Origin of the sequence: Flavobacterium sp. ov086 (assembly GCF_900187965.1) — a bacterium.
Classification (GTDB): domain Bacteria; phylum Bacteroidota; class Bacteroidia; order Flavobacteriales; family Flavobacteriaceae; genus Flavobacterium.
Map to the genome: position 1 here is coordinate 1 of NZ_FZNL01000038.1, position 21,580 is coordinate 21,580.

The 21,580-nt window shown below is 34.6% G+C and carries 20 protein-coding genes and 1 riboswitch; of the genes, 1 reads left to right on the forward strand and 19 read right to left on the reverse strand.

Translation table 11 applies throughout. The annotated features are described in order from the left end of the window. From CHB81_RS25380 to CHB81_RS25470, 19 genes are all read right to left on the reverse strand, one after another. Nucleotides 1-304: transposase (locus CHB81_RS25380; protein ID WP_141130460.1), on the reverse strand; the 304-nt coding region annotated here is incomplete at its 3' end. Between the two features lie 117 nt (nt 305-421). Then, a complete protein-coding gene (locus CHB81_RS25385) occupies nt 422-1,831 on the reverse strand; it encodes a pyridoxal-dependent decarboxylase (protein WP_089354613.1) in 1,410 nt (469 codons plus the stop codon). Nucleotides 1,832-1,937: 106 nt separating this feature from the next. Next, nucleotides 1,938-3,161, reverse strand: coding sequence for a dicarboxylate/amino acid:cation symporter (locus CHB81_RS25390; RefSeq protein ID WP_089354614.1), 1,224 nt, complete (start codon nt 3,159-3,161; stop codon nt 1,938-1,940). Nucleotides 3,162-3,258: 97 nt separating this feature from the next. Beyond that, a complete protein-coding gene (locus CHB81_RS25395; RefSeq protein ID WP_089354615.1) occupies nt 3,259-3,912 on the reverse strand; it encodes a class I SAM-dependent methyltransferase in 654 nt (217 codons plus the stop codon). A gap of 110 nt (nt 3,913-4,022) precedes the next feature. Beyond that, entirely contained in the window at nt 4,023-4,979 is a 957-nt protein-coding gene (metF, locus tag CHB81_RS25400) for a methylenetetrahydrofolate reductase [NAD(P)H] (protein ID WP_089354616.1), read from the reverse strand. A 170-nt stretch (nt 4,980-5,149) separates the two neighbouring features. Next, entirely contained in the window at nt 5,150-7,825 is a 2,676-nt protein-coding gene (gene metH, locus CHB81_RS25405; RefSeq protein WP_089354617.1) for a methionine synthase, read from the reverse strand. A 211-nt stretch (nt 7,826-8,036) separates the two neighbouring features. Next, on the reverse strand, nt 8,037-8,684 hold the full coding sequence (locus CHB81_RS25410; protein ID WP_141130463.1) for a hypothetical protein: 648 nt from the start codon (nt 8,682-8,684) through the stop codon (nt 8,037-8,039). A 52-nt stretch (nt 8,685-8,736) separates the two neighbouring features. Then, nucleotides 8,737-9,741, reverse strand: coding sequence for a homocysteine S-methyltransferase family protein (locus tag CHB81_RS25415; protein ID WP_089354619.1), 1,005 nt, complete (start codon nt 9,739-9,741; stop codon nt 8,737-8,739). A gap of 328 nt (nt 9,742-10,069) precedes the next feature. Continuing rightward, a riboswitch (SAM riboswitch) is annotated at nt 10,070-10,184 on the reverse strand. Between the two features lie 161 nt (nt 10,185-10,345). Continuing rightward, nucleotides 10,346-10,705 (reverse strand): TfoX/Sxy family protein, encoded by a 360-nt coding sequence (locus CHB81_RS25420; RefSeq protein ID WP_089354620.1) that lies wholly within the window; start codon nt 10,703-10,705, stop codon nt 10,346-10,348. Between the two features lie 47 nt (nt 10,706-10,752). After that, complete coding sequence (locus tag CHB81_RS25425) at nt 10,753-11,046, reverse strand: type II toxin-antitoxin system RelE/ParE family toxin (RefSeq protein ID WP_089354621.1); 294 nt, start codon at nt 11,044-11,046, stop codon at nt 10,753-10,755. Continuing rightward, a complete protein-coding gene (locus tag CHB81_RS25430) occupies nt 11,037-11,264 on the reverse strand; it encodes a hypothetical protein (protein WP_089354622.1) in 228 nt (75 codons plus the stop codon). Before CHB81_RS25430 ends, CHB81_RS25425 begins: the two co-directional genes overlap by 10 nt. 102 nt (nt 11,265-11,366) lie before the next feature. Further along, nucleotides 11,367-12,419, reverse strand: coding sequence for an NAD(P)/FAD-dependent oxidoreductase (locus tag CHB81_RS25435; RefSeq protein WP_089354623.1), 1,053 nt, complete (start codon nt 12,417-12,419; stop codon nt 11,367-11,369). Between the two features lie 98 nt (nt 12,420-12,517). After that, nucleotides 12,518-13,099 carry a bifunctional precorrin-2 dehydrogenase/sirohydrochlorin ferrochelatase gene (locus CHB81_RS25440; RefSeq protein ID WP_089354624.1) on the reverse strand — a complete coding sequence of 194 codons (582 nt, stop codon included), beginning with the start codon at nt 13,097-13,099 and terminating at the stop codon, nt 12,518-12,520. A gap of 158 nt (nt 13,100-13,257) precedes the next feature. Next, nucleotides 13,258-14,031, reverse strand: a complete 774-nt coding sequence (cobA, locus tag CHB81_RS25445; protein ID WP_089354625.1) for a uroporphyrinogen-III C-methyltransferase — start codon at nt 14,029-14,031, stop codon at nt 13,258-13,260. Beyond that, on the reverse strand, nt 14,024-16,114 hold the full coding sequence (locus CHB81_RS25450) for a nitrite/sulfite reductase (protein WP_089354626.1): 2,091 nt from the start codon (nt 16,112-16,114) through the stop codon (nt 14,024-14,026). The genes cobA and CHB81_RS25450 overlap by 8 nt, the downstream gene beginning before the upstream one ends. Nucleotides 16,115-16,207: 93 nt before the next feature. Beyond that, nucleotides 16,208-17,452 (reverse strand): sulfate adenylyltransferase subunit 1, encoded by a 1,245-nt coding sequence (locus tag CHB81_RS25455; protein WP_089354627.1) that lies wholly within the window; start codon nt 17,450-17,452, stop codon nt 16,208-16,210. 158 nt (nt 17,453-17,610) lie between these two features. Then, a complete protein-coding gene (gene cysD / locus CHB81_RS25460; protein ID WP_026983843.1) occupies nt 17,611-18,510 on the reverse strand; it encodes a sulfate adenylyltransferase subunit CysD in 900 nt (299 codons plus the stop codon). A 330-nt stretch (nt 18,511-18,840) separates the two neighbouring features. Next, a complete protein-coding gene (locus CHB81_RS25465; protein ID WP_089354628.1) occupies nt 18,841-19,551 on the reverse strand; it encodes a phosphoadenylyl-sulfate reductase in 711 nt (236 codons plus the stop codon). A 27-nt stretch (nt 19,552-19,578) separates the two neighbouring features. Next, on the reverse strand, nt 19,579-20,481 hold the full coding sequence (locus CHB81_RS25470) for a sulfite exporter TauE/SafE family protein (RefSeq protein WP_089354629.1): 903 nt from the start codon (nt 20,479-20,481) through the stop codon (nt 19,579-19,581). 312 nt (nt 20,482-20,793) lie between these two features. On the opposite strand from CHB81_RS25470, the gene CHB81_RS25475 reads away from it, so the two are divergent. After that, nucleotides 20,794-21,576 carry a sulfite exporter TauE/SafE family protein gene (locus CHB81_RS25475; protein WP_089354630.1) on the forward strand — a complete coding sequence of 261 codons (783 nt, stop codon included), beginning with the start codon at nt 20,794-20,796 and terminating at the stop codon, nt 21,574-21,576. Nucleotides 21,577-21,580: the final 4 nt, after the last annotated feature.

The following is a 21,580-nucleotide window of genomic DNA, read 5'->3' on the forward strand; positions in this document are numbered from 1 at the left end:
CTGCAACAAAAGCCTGTCTTTCCAATAATGCTTTTTGCTTTTCCAATAATTTCACTTGGGCTTCGAGTTCCATTATCTTCTGTTCAGGTGTTTTTGCCATTTGGGTTGGGGTTTGGTTCTCCCAATCAAAGTTACCAAATTTTCTTAACCAATTTAAAACTGTTCCATGACTCTGAATACCATATTGTTTTCTTGTTTGAGTAATAGAAATATTTCCTTTTTCAATCTCACTAACAATTTGAAGTTTTAGTGACATACTGTAATCTCGTTGACTACGCTTTACATAATTTATTTGATCTTCCATAACGATGGCTTTTTGTGTATCGCTATTTCAGGACGAGACATTATGAAAAAATAAAAAGAGTCCATAAAAAAAGCCCGCTTATTTGATAAGCGGGCTTTTAAAAAGTATAAGATTGTATTAAATTTCTAAGTCTAAAATCGTTTCTTTTAATTCTTCTATAATGATTTTAATGTCATTTTCTGTTGTACGCCAATTCACAAAAGACGCTCTTATTCCTTTACGGTTTTGATAAACTGTTGGTGTCATAAACACTTTTCCTCTGTCGTTTAAAGTTGTCAAAAACTCACTTACTTTTTCCTGATTATGATTTCCTTTCAAGGTAAAACAAACATTATTCAAACGAATTGGAGCCAGAAGTTCAAAATTACCATTTTCGATAAGTGCGTTTCCAAAATGCATAGCCAAATAAGCACTATTTTCTATAATATCCTGAAAACCATCTTTTCCATAAGCCAGCAAAGAAAACCAAACAGGCAAAGCTCTAAGTCGCCTTGAATTTTCAGGCAATACATTTAAATAATTAAAATTCTCTAACGGATTTCCTAAATATGGTGCATTCGAATTCTGAAAAGTTTCAATCTGTAAACTTGTATGTTCTTTTTTAATCAAATAAAAAGCACTTTCATAAGGAACATTCAGCCATTTATGACAATCAACCGTAATACTGTCCGCTCCTTCCCAACCTTCTACAAAATGTTTATATTTATCTGAAACAGCGGCAAATCCGCCAAAAGCAGCGTCAATATGCCACCAGAATTTGTATTTTTCCTTTAGCTTCGAAATAGCACCAAAATCATCAAAATCAGCGGTATTTACCGTTCCCGCACTTGATATCAAGATAAAAGGTTTTCCGTTTAAACTCTGAATATTCTTTTCTAAATCTGCAATATCAATTGCTTCACGATTGCCTTCAATAGTTTTGATTGTCGTGTAATTATTACTTCCAATACCTAACATCGCCAATGTTTTTACAGAAGAAGAATGTGGTGTTGCAGTCAAAATATTTATAGTTTCAGAAATTCCGTTTTTGGCAAAATCTTTCCCAAGTTGGTTCCCAAACCATTGTCTTGCTACTCCCAAACAGGTAAAATTGGACATTGTTGCCCCCGTTACAAATCCGCCCAAAAAAGAATCAGGTAAGTTTAGTAATTGTAACAACAAATTGATAGTTTCAAATTCTATCAAAGCCGAATTTCCTCCTTGTGCTTTTATCGATTGTGTATTTTGATCGTAAACCGAAGACAACCAATCTCCCATAAGAGAAGCTGGTGTAGATCCTCCGGTTACAAAACCTAAATATCTTGGTCCGGGTGAAGCAACCATTAAAGGTGCCAATCGTTCTTTAAATTCTTCTAAAGTTTTTATTGATCCTAAACCTAATTCGTTTAGTTCACGAGTTGGGTCGATCGATTCTTTTTTAGAAGTTGGAACGTTTTCAAGATTATTCAAAAAATCAATTCCTTGTTGTTTTGCCTGATTAAGGATATTTTCGATATCGTTTAAATCTTGCTGAAGTATTGAATTCATATATATTATTTATTTGCTCAATCTATAGCATAAAAAGCCCACAGATTGTACTGATTATGCGGATTAATGCTGATTTAATTAAAATTGATGTTTGATTTAGAATTAATTACCACTTGGTTTTTTCAGAGAATCGCGAAACCATCATGGAGGAAATCACATCGCCATTGGCATTTAATAAAGTAGCAATTGGATCCACGAGAGTTCCCAGAATCATGGCAACCGGCAAAGCTTGTTCCATAGGTAATCCATAAACTGTAATGGCTAAAACTTCGCCTATATAACCTCCGTTAGGGATTCCGCCTTCGACAATCGAAACGATTATTGTAATTCCTAATGCTAAAAGTATTGTTGATGGTTCTGTAAAATCTTTACCAAACATGGCAAAAAGAAAGGTTATTTTTAAGATGGATGACATACTCGAACCGTCTTTGTGCAAAGGTGCGCCAAGCGGAATAACTAAATTTCTAACATGTTTGGGAATTCCCATTTTTTCTGCGGCGTCTAAATTTGCAGGAATGGTTGCGATACTGCTGCAAGTTCCAATTGCTGTTAATGAAGGTGTGATATTGTTGCTCCAAAAAACGACAAAAGCTCTTTTACCTCCCGCTAATAAAGCATACAAACTAAAAAAGACAAAAAAGTAAAACACACAAGCTACATAATAAACACCTAATGGTTTGGCGTAAACTCCAAATAATTGTGGACCGTAATAACTAACCTGATAAGCAAAATAAGCGCCTAGACCTATTGGGGCTAATTTCATAATCATAGTCAGAAGTTGCTTCATGACTTCGTTTCCGGAATCCAGAAAACTTTTGAAGGCATTTCCTTTCTCACCTGATTGCAAAGTTGCAAATCCTATTAAAAATGAAAATATAATAAGCGCCAACATACTTTTCCTTGATAACAATTCGTAAAAATCATTGGTTGTAAGCAATTGTGCTATTTGATCGCCAACACTTCCGGATTGGATATTCTCCATCGGAATTTTAGTAATTATAATATTCTCATGAATGGGAAAAAGATAAACCGCTATAATCATAACAACTGCCGAAATCAAAAGTGTCCCTAAAAAGACCGCTATCATGATAACGAATAATCTTCCTAACTTTTCTGTTTTTTCTAAATTGGCAATGGAGGAAGTTATTGTAAAGAAAACAAGTGGAATAATCGCTGTAAAAAGCAAGTTTAAGAATATATCTCCAACAGGTTTTATAACGGCAACTTTTTCTTTAAAAACTAATCCAAAAATACTTCCAATTGTGATTCCGCCCAGAAGTAGCAAGACACTACTGTAACTTTTTAGAAAATTGATTTTTTTAACCTCCATAATTTAATCGTATTGCAATTTGGAAATAGAAATGTGAAATAAAAATCAATTAAATTACTCAAAAAAAGAGCACTAAAATTGGTTGGGGAATTTTTTGTTATTTTTCTAAAACCAAAGTAGTAAAAGCTCTATCGACCAATTCTCCTGTTTTACTTTTTACTTTTTCGGTTAAAGTTTCTTTGTTTATGATTTTGAAAGCAGTTTTCTCAATCAACTTCTCCGCTTTTTCAGTACTATAAAGTTCAAATTCATACTTGGTAAAAGGAAGTTGTTTCATAAAACTTTCTTCGGCAAAAGTGATGCATAAAATACCTTTTGGCTGTAAAACTCTATAGATTTCCGAAAGCAACTTTTCAGGTTCCTGCCAGAAATAAATTGTGTTTACCGTAAATATTTTATTAAAAAATGAATCTTGAAACGGGATTTCAGTTCCATCATAAAGCGAAAAGAAAGCTTGCTTTTGAGAAACAAAATTTCGATTAATCTGGCATGCTTCCTGAAACATTAATTCAGACATTTCAAGTCCGTAGTATTTCAGATTTTTGGCTTGTTCGAATATAAATTCTACATGACCCGCATTTCCATGACCTAATTCTAAAATTGTATTCCCTGATTCTATATGTAGATTTTGAACCGAATGATGCGTCATATTGATGTTTGTTTCATGCATCATATTCGCCATTTCAATTCCTTTTTCTCCCGTTGGATGCTTTAGCTGAGAAGCTATTGCTTGTAATTCTTCTTGTTTCATAATCGTAAATTTACAAAATTCCAAACTTTAAATTCCAAATTCCAATCGTGGATATCTTTGTCAAAGTTTAAAACTTTGACAAAGATTATAATTTAGTAAGGATGAAAATCTTAAAAAATCTGACTCGCAATCTGGCGAATATTCTCTGATTTTCCCATTGAATAATAATGCAAAACAGGAACTCCAGCAGCTTTTAACTCTAATGATTGCTGAATTGCCCATTCGATTCCCACTTGTTTGATTTCTGCATTATTCTTGCATTTATCAACAGCATCGATTAAATCTTCCGGTAAATCAATACGGAAAATCTGTGGTAAAATCTGTAAATGTCTTTGAACAGCAATTGGTTTAATTCCGGGAATAATAGGAATTGTAATTCCCATTTCTCTGGCTTTCTCTACAAATGTGAAATATTTAGCGTTGTCAAAAAACATTTGCGTAACCACATAATCAGCTCCCGCATCTACTTTTTCTTTTAGTCTTTTTAAATCTGATTGTAAAGATGGTGATTCTAAATGTTTCTCCGGATATCCGGCAACACCTATACAAAAATCAGCTTTATTATCTGCATCCATAACTTCATGCAGGTATTTTCCGCAGTTTAAGTTGTTGATTTGTTTTACCAAATCGATTGCAAAACTATTTCCGCCTTTTTTTGGCACAAAAGATTGTTCATCTTTCATTGCATCGCCACGAAGCGCCATTACATTGTTGATTCCTAAATACTGACAATCTACCAGCATATATTCTGTTTCTTCCTGTGTAAAACCACCGCAAAGCAAGTGTGGCACAGTATCAACATTATATTTATGTTTTATAGAAGCGCAAATTCCAAGTGTTCCCGGACGCATACGAGTTAACTTTTTATCCAAAAGCCCGTTGCCTTTATCAATATAAATATACTCTTCACGAGAAGTCGTTACATCAATAAATGGCGGATTAAACTCCATTAACGGATCAATATTATCGTATAATTCCTGAATACTTTTCCCTTTTTGAGGCGGAATAAGTTCAAATGAGAATAATGTTTTTCCTTTGGCGTTTTCTATATGTTCTGTTACTTTCATTATTAAAGTTATGAGTTATGAATTATGAGTTTTGAGTTTTAGTTCATGTAAAAAATCTGAAATCAAAAAACGTAATCAAATAATCTTTTTTTGTTTCATGTTTCAAGTTCCATGTTTCAAGTTGCTTTGGATAACTTGAAACATGAAACTAAAAAAACCTGAAACTATTTTTAGTCTGCTATATTAGGGTTTAACCATTTCATTGCGTAATCTGTTGGTACATTGCGTCGTTTGGCATAATCTACCACCTGATCTTCTTTTATTTTTCCAAGTCCGAAATATTTACTTTTCGGATTTCCGAAATAATACCCAGAAACCGATGAAGCTGGCCACATTGCCATACTTTCCGTTAATGTTACTCCAATTTCGTCTGCGACATTCAAGAGTTTCCAGATTGTTGGTTTCTCTAAGTGATCCGGACAAGCAGGATATCCTGGCGCTGGACGAATTCCTTTATAGTTTTCTTCAATCAAATCTTCTGTCGAAAGAGATTCTTCGGCATCATAACCCCAGAAATCCTGACGTACTTTTTCGTGAAGATATTCGGCGAAAGCCTCAGCAAAACGATCCGCTAATGCTTTAACCATAATCGAATTATAATCGTCAAGGTCTTTTTCAAATTCAGCTGCCCATTCGTCAACTCCAAAACCTGTTGTTACACAAAAAGCTCCAATATAATCTGTAATTCCTGAATCTTTTGGTAAGATAAAATCAGATAAAGCTATGTTTGGCGCTCCTTTTGTTTTTTGTGATTGCTGACGAAGCGTTAAGAATTTTTCCAAAACTTTTCCGTTTTCATCACGCAATTCGATATCGTCGTCATCAATTTGATTCGCAGGAAAAATTCCGTAAATACCTTTAGCGGTTAATTTTTTCTCTGCCAAAATCACTTTCAGCATTTCCTGAGCATCTGCAAAAACCGACGTTGCTTCTTCACCCACAACCTCATCCGTTAAGATTGCCGGATATTTCCCGAACAATTCCCAAGTTCTAAAAAAGGGTGTCCAGTCAATATACGGAACCAAAACATCAAGATCTACTTCGACGATTTGTTTACCAATTACTTTTGGTTTTGTAGGCGTATACTCCGCCCAGTCCAATTGTAATTTATTTTTACGTGCTTGTTCAATTGTCAGGAAGTTTTTATCTCTCGAACGATTCAAAAACGTTTCTCTAAACGCATCATAATCAGCACGAATATCGCTTGCATATATTTTTCGGTTATGATCTAAAAGGTTTCCTGCAACGGTAACAGCTCTAGAAGCATCGTTTACGTGAATTACAGTTTCTCTATATTGTGGTGCGATTTTCACGGCTGTATGCGCGCGCGAAGTCGTTGCTCCACCAATCATAATCGGAATTTTAATTCCCTGTTTGTCTAATTCTTTTGCTAAATAAACCATTTCGTCAAGCGAAGGTGTGATCAATCCGCTTAAACCAATAATGTCAACATTATGTTCAATGGCTGCCGCAATAATTTTTTCCGGAGGCACCATAACACCAAGATCTACAATCTCGTAGTTATTACACGCCAAAACTACCGAAACAATATTTTTACCAATATCGTGAACGTCACCTTTTACGGTTGCCATCAATATTTTTCCGTTTCCTTGTTTGTCTCCCGCTTGTTTGCTTGCTTCAATATATGGCAACAAATAAGCAACGGCTTTTTTCATTACACGTGCCGATTTTACTACCTGAGGCAAGAACATTTTTCCGCTTCCAAATAAATCTCCAACGACATTCATTCCCGTCATCAAATTGATTTCGATAACTTCGATTGGTTTTATCGCAGCAAGACGCGCTTCTTCAACATCTTCTTCAATAAATGCGTCAACACCTTTTACTAATGAATGTGTAATACGTTCCTGAACTGTTCCTAAACGCCATTCCTGAATCGCTTTTTCATCTGATTTTACTTCGCCTTTTACGTTCTCAGCAAAATCCAAAAGTCTTTCAGTTGCATCATCACGTCTATTCAGTATTACGTCTTCAACGTGTTCTAATAAATCTTTTGGAATATCATCATAAATCGAAAGCATTTCCGGATTCACGATTCCCATTGTCATTCCGTTCTGAATTGCGTGGTATAAAAATACCGAGTGCATTGCTTCACGAACGTGATCGTTTCCTCTAAAAGAGAATGAAACGTTACTTACTCCACCGCTAATATGTGCGTGTGGCAAGTTATCTCTAACCCATTTTGTACCTCTAAAAAAGTCCAAAGCATTCAAGCGATGTTCTTCCATTCCGGTTGCAACTGGGAAAATATTCAAATCGAAAATAATATCCTGTGGAGGAAATCCAACTTTATCAACCAAAATATCATACGAACGCTGACAAATCTCCACTCTTCGGTCGAAATTATCCGCCTGACCAACTTCGTCAAAAGCCATAATAATCGCCGCAGCTCCGTATCGTTTGATTAATTTGGCGTGGTGAATAAAGGCTTCTTCACCTTCTTTCAAAGAGATCGAGTTTACAACGCTTTTTCCTTGTACTACTTTAAGACCCGCTTCGATGATTTCCCATTTCGAGCTGTCGATCATAATCGGCACTCTCGAAATATCCGGTTCTGATGCAATTAAATTCAAAAATTTTGTCATTGCCTGAACACCATCAAGCATTCCCTCATCCATATTAATATCGATGATCTGTGCTCCACCTTCTACTTGTTGTCTTGCAATATCAAGCGCCTCGTCATACTTCTCTTCCTTGATTAAGCGAAGGAATTTTCTTGAGCCTGTTACATTCGTACGTTCCCCAATGTTTACAAAAACACTGGTTGGCGTAATAATTAACGGTTCTAATCCTGCTAATACAAGGTCTCTTCTATTTTCTGCCATTTTTTCTAAGTTACTGAGTTCCTAAGTTGCTTAGGTTCTGAGTTTTTTTTATTCTTTGTTCTCCTGCAAGGTTTTCGAAACCTTGTAGGTATATTCGTTTTTTATAATCTTATTTTGGGCGTGTTCGCCGCGGCGAATCGGGCTATCCACTTCTATCACTCACGCGATATTCCGTTTTATGATTACTTTCTGTTTTTTAGAAGCATCTAAATTACATAGCCTTTTTCTTGATCTGCTCCAAGTACCCTGCCCAAAGCCACAATACTGGAAAGATAAATGGCCATAAATTATAATTTTCATACCTTGTGTTTATGATAAATAATAATCCACAAATGATTGAAAAAATTATTAAAAATGGTAGAAACCGCTTTTTCTCAAAAAGAGTTTTTTCTCTTTTAATTTCAATATTATATTTATTTTTATAACTGTCAATTGCATCTTCTAAATCGAAACAATATTCATTGAATGTATTAGATTTATGAAAAAACTGTGAATATGTAGAAAGTTTAATTTTTTCACTTCCTTTTAAATTAATCAATACACTAGAAATACTATTATTTGCTTGAATTCTATAACTCGATATTTCCTCAAAACAAACGATTCTTAATTTTCCTAAGCTTTCAATTTCAGTATTTTTAACTCCTATTCTAGCAATACATTGAATTTTAATCCTATTTCTATTTAACCAATAAAAAAGAAATGAAACGCTTAATGGTATTAGTATAATGATGTAGACATTAAAAATATTTCCATCGATTGAATTCATTACAGAAAACACTAAATAAAATATAAAAGGCAGGCTTATACAGAGAAATATTGATTTTATCTGATCTATATATTCAAATCTATACTCTTCCATATATTTTTTTCTTGATTATTCAACAATTTACATCTAATATCAAATGAAAACTTTACGCAAAAACCGGCGCCACTCTCGGCTTATAATCCTTTGCAACTTCCGCAATTAATCGAATATGATCCGGAGTTGTTCCGCAACAACCGCCAATGATATTGATTAAATTATCATCTAAATATTCTTTAATGAATGCCTGAGTTTGTTCCGGAGTTTCATCATATTGTCCGAATGCGTTTGGTAAACCTGCATTTGGATGCGCCGAAACATTAAAACTTGTATGCTGTGCTAATGTTTTCAAGTATGGTTTCAACAAATCGGCTCCAAGAGCGCAATTAAAACCAACACTCAATAACGGAATATGCGATACCGAAATCAAAAATGCCTCAACCGTTTGTCCTGAAAGTGTTCTTCCTGAAGCATCGGTAATCGTTCCTGAAACCATAATTGGAATATCCAGATTACGTTCGTCTTTTACTTCTTCGATTGCAAAAAGTGCTGCTTTGGCATTTAAAGTATCAAAGATCGTTTCTACCAAAAGTAAATCGCAGCCACCATCCATTAAGGCTTCTACTTGTTGTTTGTAGGCAATACGCAAATCATCAAACGTTACGGCTCTGTAACCCGGATCATTTACATCTGGCGACATACTTGCCGTACGGTTTGTTGGTCCAATTGAACCGGCAACGAAACGTGGTTTGTCCGGATTTTTAGCGGTGAACCCATCTGCTACTTCTCGGGCAATTTTAGCCGATTCGTAGTTTAATTCATAAACCAAATCTTCCAGAAAATAGTCGGCCATACCGATCGTAGTTCCTGAAAAAGTATTGGTTTCTACGATGTCTGCACCCGCTTCGTAATAAGCGGCGTGGACATCGCGGATTGCTTGTGGTTGTGTTATGGATAGTAAATCGTTGTTTCCTTTTAAGGGATGTGGGAAATCTTTGAAACGCTCTCCACGAAAATCTTCTTCTGAGAAATTATAGCGCTGCAACATTGTTCCCATTGCTCCGTCAAGGATTAGGATATTTTTTTTTATTGCTTCCTGAATTGTTATTGCCATGACTTTTTTCTTTTAGCTGCTAAGGTGCTGAGACACTAAGCTGCTAAGTTTTTTATTCTATTATTAAAACATACCTAACAGGTTTTGAAAACCTGTTAGGATACGCGTTTTGATTCACATTAATTCCAAAAATTCACTATTGTAAGCTAACTAGCCCCGATGGAAGCAAATATCCTTTTTATCCGCCGCGGCGGATAAAAAGATATTGTGTACAGCGGGAACTAATGACAGCAAAAAATGCGTCAATGATTCGCTCATAATACTGAATTCAGTAAAATAATATTGTATGGTTGTCAGGAAGAGTTTTGGAAAATACTTTATGTATTTTGTGTTATCTATCTTAAATACAATGAATTCGTATTAAGTAGAATGTAGCACCTTCTTTATGATAAAGGGTTGCTAAGGTTTCATTGGGTCTTTCCCTCCGCCTTTCGTGATAACTTTCAATAATTTTAAGAACAGTGCAAAGGTATGAAATAGCCTTGCGACTTGCAAATGTTTTTTTAAGTTTCTAAGTTGCAATCCCGAAGCTTCGGGACTGAGGTTCTAAGTTTAAAATTTTAATTAGTATTTATACATTCTATACGCATTAAAATTCTGGTTGTTATTTTTTCTTGCTTGCTTTTGCAAGCGGATTAAAATCTAAACAAAGCTGTAACCAAAATTCTAAATCCTTATTTCTTTGCCAACCGTTTTCAGTGACGAAAATGTAATTTTTCATTGGTCTTTCAGGGCTTGACATTGGTATTATATCGTCTCTTTCTATTGCATCTGCATAGGCATTATCATCAATTCTGCAAAGCAAAAGATTTTCTCCTGTTTGTTTGTCAAGTCGGGTTCCACAGCACATTTTATTGTCTACCATAAAAACAAGTCCGCCAAACATTTTCTTTTCGAAAAAGTCAGCTTCTTTATATTGTAGAAACGTTCGGATTCTTTGTGCGTTGTCTTCGTCGAAAGCCATTTTTTTTTAGGTTCTGAGGTTCTGAATATCTAAGTTTAAAATTGGCTTTAGTGTTTTGGCTTTTGTTTTGTTCCTCTAAAATTGATTATTTCTATAATCTTAGATTCGTTATTTATCCTATAAACCAAGTAATTATTCTTGTCTACAATAGCTTTATACAAAGACTCACTTTTTATAGATTTAGGGAATTGTTCTGGATTAAGATTAATTTGATCAATGACTTGCTGAATTTTATACTCTAAGTTTAGAATTTCTTTTGCTGTCCATTTTGCTTCCAAATAATCAACAACTTTATTAAAACCTTTAACAGCTTGCGTCGTCCATATAAGTTTTAATGCCATTTCGAAAATCTTTTCATAACCTCTTCATGACTTACAAACTCGCCCTTTTCAGCTTGATCTAAACCTATTTGAATTTCAACTTTCTCCGAATCCGATAATTCATCAAACCAATCGTTTTGATTTGCATTCAAAATCAATTCCAGTTTTTCTAAAACGCTCTCATCTTCTACCTTCACCAATTTTTGAATAAATTGATATTTTCTAGCCTCTAAATCCATGATATTCAAAATTTATGTATCACAAAGGTACGAATAAAAAAAGCTCAAACTTGATAACAAGTTTGAGCTTTACTTAATATAAAAAGCTTAGAAGCTTAAAAACTAAAGTATTGCCTTAACAACCGCTTTTGGTGCTTCTTTACGAGTTCCGTCAAAACCATCTACTCCAGAAACTGTTGTATATTTCAATACGTATTTTTTACCTGGATTAATGATTTGGTATGCCGCCTGACACATTAAAGTTGCTTCGTGGAAACCACAAAGAATTAATTTTAATTTTCCCGGATAGGTGTTAACGTCTCCAATTGCGAAGATTCCCGGAATATTAGTTTGGTAATCTAATGCGTTGTTTACTTTGATTGCATTTTTCTCGATATCTAATCCCCAGTCTGCGATTGGTCCTAATTTTGGCGTCAATCCGAAAAGTGGAATAAAGAAATCTGTTTCGATTTTGCGGTGTGCACCGTTTTCTTCGATATCTAATGATTCAACATGCTCAGCACCATTGATTCCGATTACTTCTGCAGGTGTGATTAATTTGATTTTTCCAGACGTTTTTAATTCCTGTACTTTTTCTACAGAATCAAGAGCTCCTCTAAATTCATTTCTACGGTGAATCAAAGTTACTTCTGAAGCTACATTCGCCAAGAAAATACTCCAGTCTAATGCTGAATCTCCTCCTCCGGCAATTACAACTCTTTTGTCTCTGAATTTCTCCGGATTTTTGATGAAGTATTTTACTCCTTTATCTTCATAAAACTCGATATCCTCGATAAGTGGCTTACGTGGCTCAAAACTTCCTAAACCTCCTGCAATAGCAATAACCGGTGCGTGAAATTTAGTTCCTTTGTTTGATGTTACAATAAAACTTCCGTCTTCTTGTTTTTCGATGGTTTCAGCGCGTTCTCCTAATGTATAACCTGGTTCAAATTGCTTAATTTGCTCTTGTAGGTTATCAATTAAATCTCCTGCTAAAACTTCAGGGAAACCAGGAATATCATAAATAGGTTTTTTTGGATACAATTCTGAAAGTTGTCCTCCTGCTTGTGGTAAAGCATCTAAAATATGACATTTTAATTTTAATAATCCTGCCTCGAAAACGGCAAATAAACCTGTGGGTCCTGCTCCAATTATAAGTATATCTGTTTTAATCATTATGCTTGTTGTTTATAATCATTCTTAATAATACAAAGAAACGAATAATATCTTCTAATATCAAATGATATTTATCATTGATTTCCCTGTGCAATTTTTTACTCTTTATTTTTTAATGAAGCCGTAATCTCGTTCATCTTTTTAACCTTTTCTTCAAAATTACCTTTCAACGTCTTTCGATATTCATTCAGGTTTTCGACCATTTTGTTGATATCATCCGGAATTACCTCTTCAAAAAACTCCCGTAATCTTTTGGCTGTTGTTGGCGATTTTCCGTTGGTCGAAATGGCAATTTTTACATTTCCTTTCGTTACAATTCCGCCTAAATAATAATCACATAAATCTGGCGTATCGGCAATATTGCAAATCAAATAACGCTTTCGTGACAATTCATATACCTTTTTGTTGACTTTTAAATCATCGGTACAAGCGATTACCATGTGACGTTTTTTGAGCATTTTCTTTTTGAACTTCGATTTTGTTAATGTAATCGAAGGATGTTGCTCTGCTAAGACCTTAATTTCTAAATGAAAATTTGGCGCTACAACCTCAACATTTGCATTTGGACTTGACTTTAATAAGAAAGACAACTTCTCTAAACCAACATTTCCTCCGCCCACAATCAATACATTTAGATTGTGAAGTTTTAAAAATATTGGATATAATTCATTCTGTTCCATTTTAATTTAATTTCATCTAATCAAAATTAGATGATTTACCAATCACATGTTCCTAACGGAACATTTTATTGATAACATTTTTTTTACCGAGGAATTGTTCCTAACGGAACATTCATGGATTATTTCTATTGATTAGCTATTCCTGACGGAATATAACTCTAACGAATTGTCTCTTTTGATAGAAATTCTTCGTAAAATCCTTTTAACTTATTGCTTTCGCGAACAACGTTTCCAAGAACAATAATTGCTGGTGAGCTCAATTTTTGCTCTTTTACAATTTCTATAATCGAATTTACTGTTCCAACCCCTACTTTTTCTTCTGAAGTTGTTCCATTTTGAATGATTGCAACGGGTAAATCTCCTTTGTCTTCTTTTTGAAATAAATCGATAATCTGAGGTAATTTGTGCATTCCCATCAAAATAACAACCGTTGCAGAAGATTGAGCCGCCAGAGCCACATCTGAAGATAATTTTCTATCAGAAGTTGTTCCTGTAATCGCCCAAAAACTTTCTGAAACGCCTCTTTTTGTAATCGAAATTCCCTGACTTGCCGGAACTGCCACTACAGAGGATATTCCTGGAACTACAACTGTCTCGATTCCGAAACTCTCAATAAATTCTATTTCTTCGCTTCCACGTCCAAAAATAAACGGATCACCACCTTTTAAACGCACTACATTTCCGTACGTCAATGCATTATCAACAATCAATTGATTAATTTGATCTTGCGTATAAGCGTGATTTCCTATTTTTTTTCCAACAAAAATCTTGATGGCATTTTTAGGAGCGTGTGCTAATATTTCGTCATTCGCCAATGCATCGTATAAAACCACATTTGCTTCAGCAAGTGCTTTTACACCTTTCAGCGTAAGCAAATCCGGATCGCCGGGACCTGCACCAACTAAAGTTACTTTGGGTTTGATATTAAGCATTTGCTAATTCTTGAGCTCTGTATTTTTCTATTGTATCAAAAAATGCAATTCCTTCTTGAATGTATTGTTTTGCAAACGCTTCTGAAGGCTCTGTTTGATTGATTTGATATACCAACTCTCTAAATGTTGTTGGTAATTCGATTTTACTGCTTGCAATGAAAACAGTATCAAACAAATCAACAATTCCTGCGTGATTGTTTGTTTTTTCGTTTTCTGCAAGTAATAATGCTTTTGCACCGTTTACAAATCCTGCGTAAGCATGATAGATTGCATCAGACCATTTGTTTTCGTCAAAAGATTCCTGAGCAAAAGTCAATTTGTCTTTAGCTTCTAATAATAATGTAGCAACTAAATCGATCACAACTCCGGCACATTCTCCAACTCCAACTGCTTTTACGTAATTATCTGCGTTACCCCAGTCTACGAAATCAGCTTCGGTTAAATTGGTTACGTCTGCGAAAGGTTTTAAGATTTCATAGAAATATTTCTCTCCTTTTAAATCGTAGTAATTCAGGAATTTTTCTCCGTTTGCATTTTTGTCAAAATCATTTAAGATTGTACGCAATGCATCCGGACCTCTACGGCTTGGAATTTTGATTACTTTATCTGCAAAACGTCCTGCACCATTTCCTAATCTTCCTCCGCCTAATAATACCTGTAAAGCCGGAGCTACTAATTTTCCTGAATTGATTGACATTCCCTGAAAACCAATTGCCGACATATTATGCTGTCCGCAAGCATTCATACAACCAGAAATTTTAATTTCGATTTCCTGATTGTTTAAGTACTGTGGATATTCTGCATTTAAAACTTTTTCAAGTTCTTCTGCAATACCGGTACTACTTGCAATCCCCAAGTTGCAAGTATCTGTACCCGGACATGCTGTAATATCTGCTGTAGAATTATATCCTAAATGAACAAAGTCCAGCTTAGCTAATTCCTGATAAAAGAAAGGTAAATTCTCTTCTTTTACGTGACGTATTACAATATTTTGACGCAATGAAAAACGTAATTCATTTGCTGCGTAATTTTTAATTAAAGCGGCTAATAATCTCGCTTTATCAGTATAAAAATCTCCTAATAAAACTTTGATTCCAATCGCATAATAACCTGCTTGTTTTTGAGCAATTACATTCGATTTTTTCCAGGCTTCATAAGCTACAGTATCTTCGATTGCAACTTTTGGAGCTTCTAACAAAGGCTCTGCAATTGGTCCGTCAAAAGCGGTTGTGTCAATTTCGTATGTTTCAAAAGCGATTGCTTTTTTCTCTTTTTCAACTAAATCAAGGAAAACATCTCTTCCCATTTCTTTGATTAAGAATTTCATACGTGCTTTCATTCTTTTTGCACGCTCACCATATCTGTCAAAAATACGGATGATTCCTTCTGCTGTTGGAATGATTTCGTTTGCCGGTACAAATTCTGAAAGTAATTCGGCATGCGCTGGCTGAGATCCTAAACCTCCACCAAACATGATTTTAAAACCACGAACGCCATCAACAATCTTCGGAATAAATCCTAAATCGTGCAAATAACTCAAAGCGGTATCTTCATCAGATGATGAGAACGAAATTTTAAATTTACGTCCCATTTCCTGACAAATCGGATTTCTTAATAAATATTGAAATAAAGCATGTGCATAAGGCGAAACATCAAATGGTTCGTTTACATCTACACCTGCCAATTCGCTTCCTGTAATATTTCGAACGGTGTTTCCACAAGCTTCACGCAACGTCACATCGTCTTTTGCCAGATTTGCCCAAAGTTCCGGAGTTCTATCTAAACTCACATAGTGAATCTGAATATCCTGACGTGTTGTAATATGCAAACGTCCGGTAGAATATTCATCAGAAACTTTAGTAATACGTACTAATTGCTCGCTGGTTACTTTACCATAAGGCAATTTAATACGAATCATTTGAACGCCTTCCTGACGTTGTCCGTAAATTCCACGTGCTAAACGAAGACTACGAAAACGCTCATCATCAATTTTTCCTCCACGGAATAAATGAATCTTTTTTTCTAAATCGATAATCTCTTTCTGAACTATCGGATTTTCTATTTCTGTTCTAAAACTTTCCATTTTATTTCTGGCTTTAGGCTTTAAGCTTTAGGCTTTAAGCTGTCTTTTAATTTTCTTTTTTGCTTAAGGCTTATTGCTTAAAGCCTAATGCATTTATCGAATAAATCCTACTCCTGCTGTGGTATTGGTTGCAGTATCAATTAAGATAAAAGCTCCGTTTGATTTATTGTCGTTATAGGCATCAAAATATAAAGGTTTACTTAATTTGATACTTACTTCTCCAATTTCGTTGATCGCCAATTGCGATGCTTCTTTTGTACCTGAATAATCTGTTGAGATAGTATTTTTGATACTCTCTACTTTTGCCAAAACTGAGTTTGTGTTGTGTTGTACAATATATTTTGTACCTGCAACCAGCTTTTTGCTGTCCATCCAGCAAACTGTTGTTGTGATTTCTTTTTCAATTTTTGGAAGTTCTGATGATTTTACAATCATATCGCCTCTTGTAACATTGATGTCATTTTCTAATTCGATTGTGATTGAAGAACCTGCAACGGCTTCATCAAATGTTTTATCGAAAAAGTGAATTTTAGTAACTTTTGATTCCGTTAAAGAAGGAAGAACTGTAACAGCATCTCCAACTTTAATAGAGTTTCCGTATAATTTTCCGGCGTAACCTCTAAAATCGTGATATTCTTCTGTTTTTGGGCGAATAACTGTTTGAACCGGGAAACGCGCTTTCCCTGCTTCAAAAACATCTGAAGAATGCAATCCTTCTAAATGCTCCAATACAGTTTGTCCCGTATACCAAGGCATATCTTTAGATTGATCAACCACGTTTCCGCCATTGATTGCACTTAACGGAATGTAACTTACGTTTTGCTCTTTGAAAGTACTTTTTGCATTTAATGCCTGGAAATCGGCTTTGATTTTGTTGTAAACTTCTTCAGAATAATCAACTAAATCCATTTTGTTAATCGCAACAATTACCTCTTTTACTCTCAATAAATTATTGATAAAAAAGTGACGGTACGTCTGCTCGATTACTCCTTTTCTGGCATCAATTAAAATAATAGAAACCTGAGAAGTCGAAGCTCCTGTAACCATGTTTCTCGTATATTCTACGTGACCAGGAGTATCGGCAATAATGTAGCTTTTCTTCGCAGTCGAAAAATAAATATGCGCAACATCAATTGTGATTCCTTGTTCTCTCTCTGCTACTAATCCATCAGTTGCCAAAGAAAAATCAAGATAATCATATCCTTTTTGTTTACTGCTCTTTTCGATTGCTTCTATTTTGTCTGTAGTCAACGATTTTGTATCGTACAATAATCTCCCGATTAAAGTACTTTTTCCGTCATCTACACTTCCTGCTGTTGCTATTTTTAAAACTTCCATTTCTATATTTTGTTTCAGGTTTAAATTTTTTTGTTTCAAGTTTAAAGTTGCTTCCCTTTGAACTAAATCTAAATCTGTATGTTTTTTGTTTTTCTGATTTCGTTTTTAATTACTTTCCGAATTGCATTAATAATTAACAATCCACAATTAATAATTAATTAAAAATACCCTTGTTGTTTTCTTTTCTCCATTGCAGCTTCAGAACGTTTATCGTCGATTCTGGCTCCTCTTTCAGAAATAGTTGAAGTTCTTATTTCTCCAACAACTTCCTGGATTGTTGCTGCATACGATTCTACAGCAGCTGTACAACTCATATCTCCAACGGTTCTGAAGCGAACAATTCTTTCTTCGATTTGCTCGTCTTCTTCCTGATACACAAAAGGAGAATGCGACCAGATTAAACCGTCTCTCAAAAAAACTTTTCTTTTATGTGAGAAATAGATTGATGGAATTTCGATGTGTTCTTTCTCGATATAACTCCAAACATCTAATTCTGTCCAGTTTGAAATTGGAAAAACACGTACGTTTTGTCCATTTTCTATTTTTCCGTTCAAAATATCAAACAACTCCGGACGTTGATTTTTTTCATCCCATTGACCGAAATCATCACGAACTGAAAAAATACGTTCTTTAGCTCTTGCTTTTTCTTCATCACGACGCGCTCCACCAATACAAGCATCAAACTTAAATTCTTCGATAGCATCTAAAAGTGTTGTTGTCTGTAAGCTGTTTCTACTAGAATATTTTCCGGTTTCTTCAACTACTTTTCCTTCATCAATAGCATCCTGAACATTACGAACGATTAACTCTAATCCTAATTCTTCAACCAATTTATCTCTGAAAGCAATTGTTTCAGGAAAGTTATGTCCCGTATCAACATGCAATAGAGGAAACGGAATTTTTGCAGGGAAAAAGGCTTTTTGCGCCAAACGTACTAATGTTATAGAATCTTTTCCTCCAGAGAAAAGTAAAACCGGTTTGTCAAACTGTGAAATTACTTCTCTGAAAATGTATATTGCTTCACTCTCTAAAGCGTTTGTTTTTAATACTGAACTCATTTGATATTTTGTTTAATGCTTGACAATTTTTTTAGTTTTAGATCGGTGTGAGTTTAATCTAAAACCTTTAAACTATCGTTATTCTGTGTTTTTTGTTTGTTGTTTTTCAACGAATTTTAATCCGTTGCTATATTCTAAATTCATCGGTTTAATCCCAAAACCTCGTTACATTTTTACATCACCACCATCGGGTTGAAACCCGACGCTACAATATAAATCGTTCCTCCTTATCCATCGGGTTAAAACCCGACGCTACAATATGAACCGTTCCTCCGGAACTCAAAATCTATATTCTTGACTCTTTGCTCTTTATTCTTTTCTCTATTCTCTTTATTCTTTTTTGGCACTATGCAACCCACATTCTTTATGACTTGATTCCCACCACCATCTTCCCGCTCTGATATCTTCTCCGGGGAAAATTGCTCTCGTACAAGGCGCACATCCAATACTTACGAAACCTTTTTTGTGTAAAGCATTTTGAGGGACATTGTTTTCTGATAAATACGTTTCAACTTCTTCTAAAGACCACTTTAATAATGGGTTGAATTTGATGATTTCAAAACCTCCGTCATATTCAAACAAATTCAAATCATGCCTATTCTCCGATTGTTCTGCTCTTAAACCTGTAATCCAAACTGAGTTTCCTGCCAAAGCTTTTCTTAACGGAACAACTTTTCGGATGAAACAACATTCTTTTCTGTTTTCGACTGAATCATAAAAGCTGTTTGGTCCTTTTTGTTTCAATAAATTCTCCACCGCCGTTGCTTCAGGAAAATAAACCTCAATTGGTTTTTTATACTTTTTTAATGTCTTATGAAAAACATCGTAAGTTTCCTGAAATAGTCTTCCAGTATCTAATGTAAAGATGGTAATGTCCTGATTGCTTTTTGCAATAAAATCTGTAATCACCTGATCTTCCTGACCAAAAGATGTTGAAAAAACAACCTTCCCCGGATATTCATTTGCTAAAAAAGCTAATGTTTCGTCAAGCGAAAGATCCTTTGTTTTATCTAATAATGATTGTATAATAGTCGCACTCATATTCTCTTTCTTTCCTTCTAAAAAATATTACAATAATTTAGATAATGTTTTTAAACTCAATAATATAATCAAAACTCCAACAGCAATCATCATTGGTTTTCTTTTGATTTTATTTACAAAATAAGCTCCTAATGGCGCTGCAATTACACCTCCTAAAATCAAACCTATAATAACCTGCCAACCGTGAATTCCTCCAAAAAGCATGAATGTAATTCCGCTTGCAAATGAAATTGCAAATTCAGCGGCATTCACAGAACCTATTGTATATCTTGGATTTCTACCTCTTCCTAACAATGTTGATGTTACGATTGGACCCCAGCCTCCACCGCCAACAGCATCCATAAAACCACCAAAAGTGGCTAAATATCCAAGTTTTTTAGTTTTCTTTTTGATGATGCTTTTCGCTAATGCTTTTCGAATAATAATAACTGCCAAAACAATCATATAAACCGCTATAAATGGCTTGATAACATCACCATTAATAACATCAGACAATAAATAAGCCCCCATAATCGAACCTAAAACTCCCGGAATTAATAAATGTTTTACCAACTTTTTATTAATGTTTCCGAATTTATGATGCGAAATTGCCGATGCTCCTGTTGTAAACATTTCTGCAACGTGAACTCCTGTACTACTAATTACCGGCGGAACTCCGTAAGCCAATAAAAACGAAGTTGAAGTTGCTCCGTAACCCATTCCTAATGTTCCATCTACCAATTGAGCAAAAACTCCGATGGCAAAAAAGATTAAAAAATCATTATTAAATCCTGAAATTAATCCTTCTACAGAAAACTCAGTATAATGATTGTATACTAATGTAGACAATAAACCTACTAACAAGATCACGGGAATTACAACCCACAACTTTTCTTTTATTGATGCATCAGATCTAACATCATAATTATTTATTTTCAATTCTTTTTCCATACCCTTGGTTTGGTTTCGAGCTTTAAATCCATTACCCTATCGGCTTAATAGATTACTATGCAAAATTAGTACTTATTTCTAAATATCAAAACATTATTTAATTTTTTTACAACTCTAATTCTCTTTTGGTTAAGAATGAAGCAACTTACAATAATATAACAAATTAGCTTCTTAAGTTAAAAATCATATAGACCTGTATTACAACGAAATAAATGGTTAAAAATATTCATTTGCAAATATAACATTTTAAAGTCTACCAAATCCATCGGATAATTATAAAATTGTTCTTATTTTTACAGCAAATATTTATTCATGGATTTTCAAATAGGTCTTGTAATTGCCGGTTTAGTAGTAGGGTTTGTTGTTGGATTAACAGGTGTTGGAGGTGGTTCTTTAATGACTCCAATCTTATTATATTTCGGAATTCCACCAACAACAGCAGTTGGAACCGACTTACTATATGCAGCTTTTACTAAAATGGGAGGTGTATTTGTACATCATAAAAAAGGAAATATCAATTGGACGATTACTGGCTGGCTTACTTTAGGAAGTGTTCCCGCCGCTTTACTTACTCTATGGATTTTGAATAGTATCAAAACAGATATTTCGACTATAAATGCCGTAATAAAATACAGTTTAGGATGGGCTTTACTTTTTACATCTATTGCCATTTTATTCAAAAAGAAGCTATTAGTATACTCACAAAAACATGCCGGAGACAAATTCCACAGTGAAAGTCACACGCAAAATATGCTTACTATAGGAATTGGAGTTTTATTGGGAGCAACTGTAACACTGACTTCTATTGGTGCCGGAGCTTTAGGAACAGTTACGCTGTTTTTTCTTTATCCGCTTTTACCAACACCAAGATTGGTGGGGACCGAGATTGCTCACGCCGTTCCATTAACTCTTGTTGCCGGAATAGGACACGCTTCGATGGGAAATTTAGATTTGACTTTACTAGCTCAATTATTATTAGGTTCTCTTCCCGGGATTTTTATCGGAAGTATGTTAAGCGGAAAAGTGCCTGACTTATTTCTTAGAAACGCCATTGCAGTGATGCTTTTCCTGGCTGGATATAAATTGATTTTTTAAAGTA